The 12,025-nt window shown below is 64.9% G+C and carries 13 protein-coding genes; 6 read left to right on the plus strand and 7 right to left on the minus strand.

What is annotated here, in order from left to right; translation table 11 throughout:
* Positions 1 to 107: 107 nt before the first annotated feature.
* The 6 genes from AC6UUM_RS00845 to lgt all read right to left on the minus strand — a co-directional run bounded on the left by AC6UUM_RS00845 (position 108) and on the right by lgt (position 5,017).
* Positions 108 to 869 (minus strand): TIGR02186 family protein, encoded by a 762-nt coding sequence (locus tag AC6UUM_RS00845; protein WP_500803463.1) that lies wholly within the window; start codon positions 867 to 869, stop codon positions 108 to 110.
* Positions 866 to 1,783, minus strand: coding sequence for a sulfite exporter TauE/SafE family protein (locus AC6UUM_RS00850; RefSeq protein WP_500803464.1), 918 nt, complete (start codon positions 1,781 to 1,783; stop codon positions 866 to 868). The genes AC6UUM_RS00845 and AC6UUM_RS00850 overlap by 4 nt, the downstream gene beginning before the upstream one ends.
* Positions 1,784 to 1,891: 108 nt before the next feature.
* Positions 1,892 to 2,662, minus strand: a complete 771-nt coding sequence (gene pgeF, locus AC6UUM_RS00855; protein WP_500803465.1) for a peptidoglycan editing factor PgeF — start codon at positions 2,660 to 2,662, stop codon at positions 1,892 to 1,894.
* Positions 2,644 to 3,165 (minus strand): GNAT family N-acetyltransferase, encoded by a 522-nt coding sequence (locus tag AC6UUM_RS00860; protein WP_500803466.1) that lies wholly within the window; start codon positions 3,163 to 3,165, stop codon positions 2,644 to 2,646. The genes pgeF and AC6UUM_RS00860 overlap by 19 nt, the downstream gene beginning before the upstream one ends.
* Positions 3,162 to 4,163: a class I SAM-dependent methyltransferase gene (locus AC6UUM_RS00865; protein ID WP_500803467.1), complete on the minus strand. Its 1,002-nt coding sequence runs from the start codon at positions 4,161 to 4,163 to the stop codon at positions 3,162 to 3,164. Before AC6UUM_RS00865 ends, AC6UUM_RS00860 begins: the two co-directional genes overlap by 4 nt.
* Positions 4,160 to 5,017 (minus strand): prolipoprotein diacylglyceryl transferase, encoded by an 858-nt coding sequence (gene lgt, locus AC6UUM_RS00870; RefSeq protein WP_500804876.1) that lies wholly within the window; start codon positions 5,015 to 5,017, stop codon positions 4,160 to 4,162. Before lgt ends, AC6UUM_RS00865 begins: the two co-directional genes overlap by 4 nt.
* A gap of 91 nt (positions 5,018 to 5,108) precedes the next feature.
* Between lgt and AC6UUM_RS00875 the strand changes: the two genes are divergently transcribed.
* The 5 genes from AC6UUM_RS00875 to AC6UUM_RS00895 all read left to right on the plus strand — a co-directional run bounded on the left by AC6UUM_RS00875 (position 5,109) and on the right by AC6UUM_RS00895 (position 10,797).
* Positions 5,109 to 6,299, plus strand: coding sequence for an acyl-CoA dehydrogenase family protein (locus tag AC6UUM_RS00875; protein WP_500803468.1), 1,191 nt, complete (start codon positions 5,109 to 5,111; stop codon positions 6,297 to 6,299).
* Between the two features lie 212 nt (positions 6,300 to 6,511).
* On the plus strand, positions 6,512 to 7,648 hold the full coding sequence (locus AC6UUM_RS00880; RefSeq protein ID WP_500803469.1) for an acyl-CoA dehydrogenase family protein: 1,137 nt from the start codon (positions 6,512 to 6,514) through the stop codon (positions 7,646 to 7,648).
* A gap of 134 nt (positions 7,649 to 7,782) precedes the next feature.
* Positions 7,783 to 8,364, plus strand: a complete 582-nt coding sequence (locus AC6UUM_RS00885; protein WP_500803470.1) for an NYN domain-containing protein — start codon at positions 7,783 to 7,785, stop codon at positions 8,362 to 8,364.
* A gap of 137 nt (positions 8,365 to 8,501) precedes the next feature.
* Entirely contained in the window at positions 8,502 to 10,229 is a 1,728-nt protein-coding gene (locus AC6UUM_RS00890) for a class I adenylate-forming enzyme family protein (RefSeq protein ID WP_500803471.1), read from the plus strand.
* Positions 10,230 to 10,251: 22 nt separating this feature from the next.
* Complete coding sequence (locus tag AC6UUM_RS00895; RefSeq protein ID WP_500803472.1) at positions 10,252 to 10,797, plus strand: HD domain-containing protein; 546 nt, start codon at positions 10,252 to 10,254, stop codon at positions 10,795 to 10,797.
* Here the strand turns inward: AC6UUM_RS00895 and AC6UUM_RS00900 are convergent.
* Positions 10,794 to 11,540 carry a hypothetical protein gene (locus AC6UUM_RS00900; protein ID WP_500803473.1) on the minus strand — a complete coding sequence of 249 codons (747 nt, stop codon included), beginning with the start codon at positions 11,538 to 11,540 and terminating at the stop codon, positions 10,794 to 10,796. The two genes, AC6UUM_RS00895 and AC6UUM_RS00900, sit on opposite strands and share 4 nt — an antisense overlap.
* Before the next feature lie 141 nt (positions 11,541 to 11,681).
* On the opposite strand from AC6UUM_RS00900, the gene AC6UUM_RS00905 reads away from it, so the two are divergent.
* Positions 11,682 to 11,972, plus strand: coding sequence for a putative quinol monooxygenase (locus AC6UUM_RS00905; protein WP_500803474.1), 291 nt, complete (start codon positions 11,682 to 11,684; stop codon positions 11,970 to 11,972).
* Positions 11,973 to 12,025 lie beyond the last annotated feature (53 nt).

Below are 12,025 nucleotides of genomic sequence, written 5' to 3' on the forward strand. Positions count from 1 at the left end.
GAAGCTATACCAAAATGCCGCGGCAAGCGAGTCGAATATTATCGAGGCTGTTTTGCGCCTGCCCGCGCAAGCGTCACCCCCACGCAAGCGTCACCCCCACGCAAGCGTCACCAGCGCCGCCTGGTCAGCAAGGCCGCCAATCCGCCGGCCAGCAGCGCCGCCGCCACCGCTGCCAGCCCATAGGCCAGGCTGTGTTGCTGCGCCATCACATAGACCCAGCGTTCAAACCCGGATTTGCCGATGGCAAAGCCGGTTGACGTGCTGGCCAGCACGCGGCCGCCCTCAACGAGATGGATTTCCGCGGTATAATCCCCCACGGGCACCGCCGCCGGCAGCGCGATACGCGCCGAATAGAGCACGCCGCGCGTTACCGCGACGCCGCCCGGCCGTTCGGCAAACAGGCCAGCGCGTTCACGGATCGACACCAGGCCGGCCTCGAACGCCCGCGTCGTGGCTTCATCGGCGCCGCTGGCCGGGGACAGTTGCAGGTTGCGGATGCCGATCTCGTAAATCGCGGTGATGCGATCATCGGCGAGCGCGTCGATCGGCCGGGTCGAGGCCACGGCATAGAAGCCCGGCACCGATTCGAACCGCACGCCGCGGGCATTCACCCAGATGCCGGCCACCCGCGTCTTCTGCCGCACCGTGACCGGCGCGGCCGGGCCGCGCACCACCACGGCGATATCGGGCGGCGCATCGGGCACCGCGCCGCGCGGATATTGGATCGCGCCGAACACCAGCAGCTCGGCACCGCGAAAGCTGGTGTTGATGTCGATGCGCGCCTGGCTGAGCTGTGTGATCAACCGGATCGGCGCTGCCCCAACGAGCGCCAGCCAGGCCATCACCAGCAAGGCGATGCGCGCCCTCATGCGCCGCCAAACAAGGCGAAAGGCTCGGCGGGCGTCCAGGTCAGCCCGATGAACAGCCGGACCGCCACGCCCAGCACGATCAGCGCCAGCGCCAGCCGCAGCCGATCCGGCGACAATTTCTGCGCGGCGCGCACGCCGAATTGCGCGCCGGTAACGCCGCCCACCAGCAGCAGCAGCGCCAGCACGATATCGACGGTTTGCGAGGCCGTGGCGTGCAGCAAGGTGGTGGTGGCGGTGACGAAGATGATCTGGAACAGCGACGTGCCCACCACCGCCTGCGCCCGCATGCCCAGGATATAGACCATGGCCGGCACCATGATGAAGCCGCCGCCAATGCCCATGATCACGGTGAGCATCCCCACCGCTGCCCCCAATGCCAGCGGGGCCAGCGGCGAGATGTAAAGGCCGGAGCGTGGAAAGCGCATCGGCCACGGCAGCGCCGCCACCCATGGCAAGTGCCGCAGCCGCCGGGTCGGCACCGTCCGCCCGGCGCGGCGCGCCAGCAGGGCCGCCAGCGCATCACGCAGCATCAGCCCGCCTATCACGCTGAGAAACAGCACGTAAATCAGGCTGATCACCACATCGATCTGCCCGAAATCCTGCAACAGCCGGAAGATCACCTGTCCAAAGCCGGCGCCGACCACTCCGCCCGACACCAGCACGCCGCCCATCTTCACATCGACCTGGCCGCGTTCCCAATAGGCCAGCGCGCCCGACACCGATGCGCCGGTGATCTGCGTGGCCGACGATGCCACTGCGACGGCCGGGGGGATGCCATAGAAGATCAGCAGCGGCGTGGTGAGAAAGCCGCCACCAACCCCGAACATGCCCGACAGAAAGCCGACAACGCCGCCCAGCACGAGGATGACCAGCGCGTTCACCGACATTTCGGCAATGGGCAGATAGATGTCCATGTGGCGGGCAGGTTAAGGCGGGGCGGCGGAAAAGGGAATCGGCGTTTCGGGTTGACGCGTTTTCCCACCCCCAGCCCCTCCCGCAAGCGGGAGGGGCTGGGGGTGGGCTTAACCCAGCGCAATCACCGACAATTGCCGGCCATAATCCGGCTCGCCGGCATGCGTCGTCCGGCGGAAGCTGAACCAGCGCGCGGCATCGGGATAGGTGTCCACCCCCATCGCGACCACCGTGCGCACCCCGGCAGCGGCGAGGCGCGCGGCGATGAAACCTTCCAGATCGAACTGGCAATGCCCGGGCTTGCCGGCGCGGAAGAACGCCTCATGCGCCGGATCGGCGGCGCAGAATCGCATCTGAAACGCCAGGTCCACTTCATAACTGCGCTGCGCAATCGTCGGCCCGATTGCGGCGACGATGCGATCGGCACGGGCGCCCAGCGCCACCATCGCCGCCACCGTCGCCGGGCCGATATCGGCGAGCGCGCCCTTCCAGCCGCTGTGCGCTGCGCCAATCACCCCGGCGGCGCGGTCGGCCAGCAGGATTGGTGCGCAATCGGCGGTGAGGATGCCCAGCGCCAGGCCGGGCGTGGCGGTCACCATGGCATCGGCATGCGGACGCGCATCATCGGCGAAGGGCGCCGTGACCGGGATCACGTTGGCGGAGTGCACCTGATGCAGCGTGACCAGTGAAGCGCCCGGCGCGACAGCGGCCACCGCGCGGCGGCGGTTTTCCAGCACGCACGTGCGGTCGTCACTGCTGCCCAGCCCGACATTCAGGCTGGCGAACAGGCCGCCCGACACCCCGCCGCGCCGGGTGAGGAAGCCATGACGCGTTCCCGCCAGCGCCGGCACGGTCAGAAAGTCTACAGCGTCGCCCGGCACAGGATATCCTCATCGGCCTGATCGCCGACCATGAAATGATAGGGCGCGACCTCCACAAAACCATGGCGCACATAAAAGCGCCGGGCGCGGGCGTTTTCGGTGAACACGCTCAGCCACAGTTCCGGCGCACCGCGCGCCCGCGCGCGGTCCTTGGCCCAATCGGTCAGCGCATCGGCGATCTTCAGGCCGTGCCAGGGCTTGTAGATATAGAGCTGGCGCAGCTCCATCGCGCCCGGTGCCGGATCGGGGGCGGGCAATTTCAGGCTGCTGATCTTGCAAAATCCGATCACCACGTCGCCGATGCAGGCAAAGCGCACGGCATAATCCGGGTCGGCCAGTTCGGCGGCATAGGCTGCCGGGGTGTAGCCGGCGATGAAGCGACCCAGATCATCCAGCTTGTACAGGGTGCCGAAGGTTTCGATGAAGGTGGCCGCAGCAATGCCGGCCAGTACGGCGGCATCTTCGGGCACGGCATCGCGGTAGGACAGGGCGGGTGTCGTCATTTGCCCGCCATGCCAAATCCGGCCGGCGCTGGCCAGCCCGGCGCGGTGACTGCAGCCACGCGAAAGATCGCCCCCATCTGCTGCGGCGCGGTCAGGCGGTGCAGGGCGGCGGTGATGGCAGCCGCTTTCGCCGGATCCTTGCCGGATTTCAGCGCCGCAGCGCGCGCTGCAATGCCCAGTTCCGCCAGAAACGCGCCCTGCCCCACCGGGCCATGGCTGGCGAGGCCGCGCGCCGCCGCCGCCAGCGCGCCGAAATCGACATGCGCGGTCAGATCATGCGCACCAGGGTTGGCAAACGGACTGACCGGCGCGCCACTGCGCAGCGCCTGCAACGTGTCCCCCACTTTGCCGCCATCATGGCCATAATCGATGATCAGCGCTGCGCCGCCTTGGCGCGCCAGTCGTGCCGCCAGCCCGGCCATGATCGCGGTGCCGACTTCGCTCCATTCGGCATCGGGGCCTGGCGACGCCAGCCACACAGGCGCGAAGGCGTCGCCGGCAATCCCGACATGCAGTTCATGGCCATCCTTGCGTTGGCGGATGGGCAGTGCATCGAAAAATTCGTTGGCAATGATGATCAACGGCCGGTCGCCGGGCAAACCAGCGCAATCATCGTGCCACTGCACCGGCCAGCCCACCAATCGCGCCGCCTGCGCCTCACGCAGCACGTCGCTGGTCTCCACCAGCTGCACCCGCACCGCGGCGGCAAAGCCCGGCAGCCGGCCCAGCACCCGCAGCGCATCGGCAAGCAGCGTGCCGCGCCCCGGCCCCAGCTCGACCAGATCGAAGGCCGGCGCACCGGCGCGCAGCCAGAGATCGCCGATCCAGCCGCCAATCATCTCACCGAACATCTGGCTGATTTCCGGCGCGGTGGTGAAATCGCGGCCCAGCGGATCGGCGCTGGCATAAAAGGCCCGGTTGCAGGCTGCCATCCACGCATCCAGCCGCAGCGGCCCTCCGCTGGCGATGCGGGCGCGCAGTTCGCCGGCCAGCGTCACGCCTGCACGGGCTTCCTGGCCAGCCCGACGATGATCAGCAGCAGCCCGGCGGCGATCATCGGCAGGGTGAGCGTCTGCCCCATGGTGAGGCCGCTGCCCAGGATGCCGAGCTGGCGATCCGGCTCCCGATAATATTCGACGATGAAGCGCGAGCACCCATAGCCCAACCCGAACACGCCGGACAGCACACCCGGCCGCAACCGCGCCGGCGTTGCCCAGAACAGGATGGTGAGGATGATCATCAGCACGCCGCCTTCCAGCGCAGCCTCATAAAGCTGGCTGGGGTGGCGCGGTTCCGGGCCGGCATCGGGGAAGATGATGCCCCAGTCCGTTCCGGTGGGCCGGCCCCACAATTCGCCATTGATGAAATTGGCGACGCGGCCCAGCCCCAGCCCCAGCGGCGTCACCGTGGCGACATAATCCAGCAGCCGCAGGCCACTGTATTTCGAAAACCAGCCATGCAGGAAACAGGCGGCGATCACCCCGAAGCAGCCGCCGTGAAAGCTCATACCGCCATCCCACAGGCGCAATATCTCCATCGGATCGGCCATGTATTTTTCGGGATTGTAAAAGATCACATAGCCGAGCCGGCCGCCGCCAATTACGCCGAGGGTGGCCCAGGTGATATAATCATCGAGCTGCTGCTGACCGAGCGGCGCGCCCGCCCGTTTGATCATGCGGGTGAGCAGAAACCAGGCCCCGGCAATGCCGATGATATAGGCGAGGCTGTACCAGCGCAGCGCGAATGGGCCCCAAATACTGCCGCCAACGCTGAACGCCGGGATGGTGAAGGCTTCGGGGCGGATGGGCAGGGTGGAAAAATCCACGGCGCCTGCAAGCAGATCGATCATCATATGCCCCGAATTGTCCATCGCAACTGCCAGCTTGGCGCGCGCGCCGCGGCGCACCATAAGGGCAGCCAGCATGTTTTCCAATGGGAGTGGAATGATGTCCGATCTTGAAGCGTTCCGCGCCGAAACGCGCGCCTGGCTGGCGGAGAATTGCCCGCCGGAAATGCGCCTGCCGATCCGCGGCGACGATGATGTGTGCTGGGGCGGCCGCAAGTGCGAATTTTCCAGTGATGCCCAGCGGCTGTGGCTGGAGCGCATGGGCGCCAAGGGCTGGACGGTGCCGGAATGGCCCAGCCAATATGGCGGCGGCGGGCTGAGCCGCGATGAAGCCAAGGTGCTGCGCGAGGAAATGGCCGCCATCAAGGCGCGATCGCCGCTGTCGAGCTTCGGCATCTGGATGCTGGGGCCGGCGTTGCTGAAATATGGCAATGAAGCGCAGAAACTGGAACATCTGCCCCGCATCGCGCGCGGCGAAATCCGCTGGTGTCAGGGCTATTCGGAGCCTGGCGCCGGGTCCGATCTGGCGTCTTTGCGCACCAGCGCGGAAGACAAGGGCGACCATTATCTGGTCAACGGCTCCAAGGTATGGACCAGCTATGCCGACAAGGCGGATTGGATCTTCTGCCTGGTGCGCACCGATGCCAGCGGCCCGAAACATCAGGGCATTTCGTTCCTGCTGTTCGACATGGCCTCCGAAGGCGTCAGCACCTCTCCGATCAAGCTGATCTCCGGCTATTCGCCGTTCTGCCAGACGTTTTTCGACAATGTGAAGGTGCCCAAGAAGGATCTGATGGGTGCGCCCGGCAAGGGCTGGGACATCGCCAAATATCTGCTCACCCACGAACGCGACATGATCGGCGGCAGCGATTCGACCGGCGGCGGCCAGCGCGATTCGGTGTCGAACATCGCCAAGAAGCTGATCGGGCTGGATGCGGCGATCCTGGCCGACACCGCGCTGCGCACCGACATCGCCCGCCATGAAATCAACGCCTGGGCCTTTGCCCTGACCATGGAGCGCACGCTGGCCGAAACCAAGAGCGGCCAGGGCACCGGCGCGCTCAGTTCGATGCTGAAATATTACGGCACCGAGCTGAACAAGGAGCGCATGCAGCTGCTGATGTCGATCCGCGGCAGCGACGGCTTGGCTTGGGAAGGCGAAGAGCAGGGCGAAGGCGATCTGGCGCGGTCGTGGCTGCGCAGCCGCGCGAACAGCATCGAGGGCGGCACGTCGGAAGTGCAGCTGAACATCATCGCCAAGCGCGTGCTGGAATTGCCAGGTGCCTAAGGATCGGGTGCCTCGAGCGGCACCCGAAGGCATGGTGACGGCTGTTGAAATGGCTCAATGCGCCGATATCTGTCGCAAACGATTCCGGCGCGCTTTGCGCGCTGCCCGCTTCAAATGGCATCAACACAACGCACCTTGGACAGTTCTGATCGACAGTGAGGAACACCGGCAGATGCAGCTTGTATTGAAAAGCCTCAGCAAGGACTGAAAAAATGGCTCTTGTTCTCACCGAAGACCAGCAGATGATCCGCGACAGCGCGGACGGATTTTTCCGCGATGAAGCGCCGGTCGCGCAGCACCGCCAATTGCGCGACAGCCACGACGCCGATGGCTTCTCCCGCGACCTGTGGGCGAAAATCGCCGAGATGGGCTTTGCCGGCGTGCTGGTGCCCGAAGCGCATGGCGGCGCGGATATGGGCCATGTCGCCGCCGGCATCATCCTGGAAGCCATGGGCAAGAATCTGTCCGCGGCACCGATGCTGTCCACCGCCGTGCTCGGCGCTACCGCGCTGAAACACGGCACGCCGGAACAGCAGGCGAAATATCTGCCGCTGATTGCGCAAGGCGCGCATCTGCTGGCGCTGGCCGCCGATGAAGCGGCGCGCCACAAGCCCAATCATGTCGCGACCACGGCAACGCCATCGGGCAATGGCTTCAAGCTGAACGGCGTGAAGGGCTTCGTGCTCGATGGCCATGTCGCCGACACGCTGATCGTCGCGGCGCGCACCAGCGGCGAAACGGACGATGCGGCCGGCATCACCTTGTTTCTGGTCAGCCCCAAGGCGCAAGGCGTGAACGTCGCGCGCCGGTCGATGGTGGACAGCCGCAACGCCGCGCGCGTCACGCTGGATGACGTGCAGGTGGATGGCGCCGATGTGCTCGGCACCGTAGGTGAAGGCCATGCCATATTGGAAAAGATGCTCAACGCGGGGCGCGCCTGCCTCGCCGCCGAAATGCTGGGCGTGTCGGGCACGTCGTTCACGATGACGGTGGATTATCTCAAGCAGCGTGAACAGTTCGGCCAGAAGATCGGCAGCTTCCAGGCGTTGCAGCACCGCGCCGCGCATCTGTTCTGCGAGCTGGAACTGGCGCGCTCCGCCACGCTGAAGGCGTTGCAGGCGCTGGACGAAGGCGATGCGCGTGCGCCGCTTTATGTGTCCCTGGCCAAGGCCAAGGCCGGCGAGGCGGCGATCCTGGCCACCAACGAAGGCGTGCAGATGCACGGCGGCATCGGCATGACCGACGATTTCGACATCGGATTCTTCATGAAACGCGCCCGCGCCGCGCAGGAGACATTCGGCGACGCGGCCTTCCATTCGGACCGGCTGGCCCGCACGCTGGGGTACTAATCATATTCGGAACCGAGCGGCGTACGCTTGACCGAATCCCACTTTGGGGATAGTACAAAGGTATTCCGTTACGCCCGTAGGCGGGCACTATACGAAACCCCCTCCCGGCGGCAGCGCTTGGAGGGGGTTTTATTTTGTACCGGGTCGCGCTCCTTATCGACGGCGGTCACCTTCGGGTGTTGGTGAAAAGGGCAAGAAAGCAATATAATCCAGACTACGTTGAGCAGGTTGCGCGTGCCTGTCTGGCAGCTGACGAGACTTTGTTGCGTGCTTTGTACTATGATTGTGCCCCCTTCAATGGAGAGGTGAGACTTCCAGTTTCGCAGGAAGTCAAGATCTTCGACCAAACGGACAATTGGCTGCTTCAGTTAGCACGTAAAGATATGTTTGCCGTCAGGCGCGGTGTTTTGAAGTTTCGCGGCTGGAAGCCGAGGACAGTTCCGGTGCCTCCACAGCCACCAACAGACAATGATTTCGAGCCGGTGTTTGAACAGAAGGGGGTCGATATGCGCATTGGGCTAGATGTGGCGGCATTCTCCGAAAACAAGGCCGTTGAGCGGGTTATTCTTATAAGCAATGATACTGACTGCGTGCCAGCAATGAAATATGCCCGTCGCGCCGGATTGCAGACAGTTACAATCAAATTACCTGACGCGTCCGTCGCGAGTGAGCTTCAATACCATTCCGATTTTGTGAGGTCTATCGGGTGGCCCTGAGCCTGGTCGGCAAGCTTCTTCAACCAAATAACCACCCAAATGCTTGTGCTTGCAAGCATCGCTGAGCATGGCACAAAGGCGTGGTCAGAGCCGCGGGCAGCGGCCGGAACGCCTTGGACTGATTTGGGGAGATACGCATGAAATCCGCGCTCGATACTGCGCTTGACGAAGTGGTGGCCGGCATCACAGCGCCGGGCGGCATGCTGGGGGTGGCGCAGGTGCCGGTGCGCGGCGTCACTCTGCCGATCTTCAGCGCCGCCCCCCCGACAATGCGCGAATATCTCGGCGCCTTCTTTGCCGCCCAGGGCCCCAAGGAATTTCTGGTGTTCGGCGAAGAACGGCTGACCTTTGCCGGTGTCTATGCAAAGTCGCTGAAATTTGCCGCCATGCTGCAGCATCGCCACGGCATCGCCAAGGGTGACCGGGTGGGCGTTGCCATGCGCAACTATCCCGAATGGGTGATCGCTTATCTCGCCGTCGTCCATATGGGCGCGGTGTGCATCCCGATGAACGCGTGGTGGACCGCCGAGGAAATGGGCTACGGCATCAGCGATTCGGGTGCGCGGCTGGTGATTGCGGACGAGGAACGCGCCCGCCGCCTGGCCACATTGTCATGTTCGGCGCAGGTGATCACCGTGCGCACCTCGGGCGAAGTCGCCAGCCAGTTGGGTTTCGTGCGCGCCGAGGATGAACTGGCGGCCAGCCCCGACACGATGTGGTATCTGCCGGAATTGTCGCCCGAAGATGATTGCACGATCATGTACACGTCCGGCTCCACCGGCAGCCCCAAGGGCGCGGTGTCGACGCACCGGGCGCAGGTGTCGGCCTCGATGAACTATCTGGTCACCGGCCTGGCGCTGCTGGAATTGTCGGCCAAGGCTGGTGTGGCGCCGGCCGAGCAGCAGGTGATGCTGCTGAATGTGCCGCTGTTCCACATCACCGGGCTGGTGCCGGTGCTGCTGGTGTCGATCGCCATCGGCCGCAAAATGATCATCATGCACAAATGGGATGCCGGCGAAGCGCTGCGCCTGATCGAAAAGGAACGCTGCACCTATTTCGTCGGCGTGCCCACCATGAGCCTTGAATTGATGCAGCACCCGGATCGGCACAAATATGATCTGTCCACGCTGGTCGATATCGCCAGCGGCGGCGCGCCGCGCCCGCCCGAACATGTCGAGCGGCTGGCCGGCGAATTTGCCGGCAAACACCCGGTGCAGGGCTATGGCCTGACCGAAACCAACGGCGTCGGCGCCGGCAATATCCGCGAATCCTATCGCGCCAAGCCGGCCTCCACCGGGCGCGCCGCGCCGCCGCTGGTGGAAATCCGCATTGCCGATGGCGACGGCGCGGTCGGCCCGGCGCTGCCGGCCAATGCCGTGGGCGAAGTGTGCATCCGTTCGGTGTGCAATTGCCGGGGTTACTGGAACAAGCCCGAAGCCACCGCGGCAGCCTTCGTGGGCGACGGCTGGTTCCGCAGCGGCGATCTCGGTTACCTGGATGACGAAGGCTATTTGTTCATCGTCGATCGCAAGAAGGACATCATCATCCGCGGCGGTGAGAATATCAGCTGCCAGGAAGTGGAATCGGCCATCTATGCCCACCCGGCGGTGGCCGAAGTGAGCGTGTTCGGCCTGCCCGATGAGCGGCTGGGCGAGATTGTCGGCGCGGTGGTCTATGCCAAGCCCGGCGCGCATCTCGATCCCGATGCGCTCACCGATTTCCTGAGAACCGGCCTGTCGGGCTTCAAGATTCCGGCCAAGGTGTGGATGTCGGCCGATCAATTGCCCAAGCTGGGTTCGGCCAAGATCGACAAGGTCAGTTTGCGCAAGCAATATCGCGCGGTGTGGGCCGATCGGGCGGCCTGAGTCGGCAAACGGGAGAAGACGCATGTTCACCACAATGCTGGAAGGCACACGCGACGACTGGATGCACATTGCTGCCGAACACATGAAGCATCAGCAATCGGCCGCCGCAGCGCAGATCATCGATTCGCTCAAGCGTCTGGAGGCCATCGAAGTCGGCTTCGGCGCCAACCAGCTGGTGCACAGCCTGATGACCGCCACGCTCGCCCGTCGCGATGGCGCCAGCGATGAAGAAGTGGTGGCCGCGCTGTGCCACGACCTGGGCAAATTGTTCAGCATCCCCAACCACGGCGCCATCGCCGGCGAAATGCTGAAACCCTATGTGTCGGACGACATCTACCACGCCATCGTCCACCACCAGGATTTCCAGGGCCGTTACTATTACGAGCATCTGGGCAAGGACCCGGCCGCCCGCGAGAAATATCGCGGCGAATCCTGGTTCGACATGGCCGAAAAGATCGTCGATCGCTGGGACGCGCCAGCGTTTGATCCGGGCTTCGACGTGGACAGCCTGGAAAGCTTTGAACCCGAAATCCGCCGGGTGTTCGCCGCGCCGAAGCGGGGGATTTAAGCCCCCGGCGGCGGCGGCGGATAGGCGAGGCCGGGGAAGGCGGCACCGGGCGTGCCGGCGGCAACGGCCTGATAGAGCGCGGCGCCCAACGCTGATTCGGCGAGCAGCCAGCCGGCGATCAATGTGACCGGTATGGCAAGCGTGCCCGGCAACCACGCGGGGTGCACGCTGCCCGCGCTTCGCCATTCGCGCCAGACCATCCACGCCGGGAAGAGCAGGCCGCACAGGCTGGCGACCTGGAAATTATAGCCCAGCATGAACGGCATCGGCAGCAATCGGCCAAAGGCCGGGCCCATCAGGCTAGCCAGCGCGCACAGATGCAGACGGCGGTGCCAGCCGGTGTCGCGGCGGCGGGCGATGGCGGTAAGCGCCAGCCCGGCAAAGCAGAACACGCTCAAGGTATCATCGATCAGGAAATGCTGCGGCTGGAAGACGAACGGCACCCGCCCGGTCTGCACGGCCGCCACCGTGACGGCCGGGCCGAGAAACAGCATGGCGAAAATCCACGCGACGCCCAACCAGCCCAGGCGCTTGTGCCAAGCGCTGTTGCCGCCGGCGGCCAGCCCGGCCTGCAGCAACGAAAGCACCACCCAGCCAAAGAAGATGATGCCGTGGACATGCACGATTGGCGGCGCGCCGAAGCTGGAACGGCCCATGGCGAGGGCGAAGGAAAAGCCGGCGGCAAACACCAGCGCCATCACGCCGGTGACGCGCGCCTGCCGCGCCAAATCTTTATTGGCCAATCTGCCCGCCACAGTCGCCATGGTCGATCCCCCCGGAATGCAGGCGAAGATTAACGTTGCTGCCGCGCGGCGTCCATCATTTTGCCAGCTTGGGGATCGGCCCCACATGCGCCAGCGTGGCGTCGCAACCAGGAGACGCACATGATCGGGGTTATCGCCACGTTGAAGATCAAGGACGGCACGGCAGACGCGTTCGAGGCGGCGTTCCGCACACTGCAAGCCGCAGTGCGCGCCAATGAGCCGGGCAACCATGCCTATCAGCTCACAAGATCGAAAGCCGATCCGCTGACGTACAAGGTGCTGGAGATTTACGCCGATGCCGATGCGTTGAAGGCGCACGGCGAAAGCGCGCATTTCAAGGCGGCTGGCCCGGCGCTGGCGGGTGCGCTCGCCGGGCGGCCGGATGTGGAATATCTGGACGGGGTGGTTTGAGGCGACCCCTCATTCCCCACTCCTCTCCCCTCCCCTGACGGGGAGGGGAAAGG

It is taken from the genome of Sandarakinorhabdus sp., assembly GCF_987265915.1.

What these genes read in the sequence shown, in the direction of transcription:
- AC6UUM_RS00845 (WP_500803463.1), bottom strand. Translation starts at nt 869, where the DNA reads ATGAGGGCGCGCATCGCCTTGCTGGTGATGGCCTGGCTGGCGCTCGTT.
- AC6UUM_RS00850 (WP_500803464.1), bottom strand. Translation starts at nt 1,783, where the DNA reads ATGGACATCTATCTGCCCATTGCCGAAATGTCGGTGAACGCGCTGGTC.
- AC6UUM_RS00860 (WP_500803466.1), bottom strand. Translation starts at nt 3,165, where the DNA reads ATGACGACACCCGCCCTGTCCTACCGCGATGCCGTGCCCGAAGATGCC.
- lgt (WP_500804876.1), bottom strand. Translation starts at nt 5,017, where the DNA reads ATGATGATCGATCTGCTTGCAGGCGCCGTGGATTTTTCCACCCTGCCC.
- AC6UUM_RS00875 (WP_500803468.1), top strand. Translation starts at nt 5,109, where the DNA reads ATGATGTCCGATCTTGAAGCGTTCCGCGCCGAAACGCGCGCCTGGCTG.
- AC6UUM_RS00880 (WP_500803469.1), top strand. Translation starts at nt 6,512, where the DNA reads ATGGCTCTTGTTCTCACCGAAGACCAGCAGATGATCCGCGACAGCGCG.
- AC6UUM_RS00890 (WP_500803471.1), top strand. Translation starts at nt 8,502, where the DNA reads ATGAAATCCGCGCTCGATACTGCGCTTGACGAAGTGGTGGCCGGCATC.
- AC6UUM_RS00895 (WP_500803472.1), top strand. Translation starts at nt 10,252, where the DNA reads ATGTTCACCACAATGCTGGAAGGCACACGCGACGACTGGATGCACATT.
- AC6UUM_RS00905 (WP_500803474.1), top strand. Translation starts at nt 11,682, where the DNA reads ATGATCGGGGTTATCGCCACGTTGAAGATCAAGGACGGCACGGCAGAC.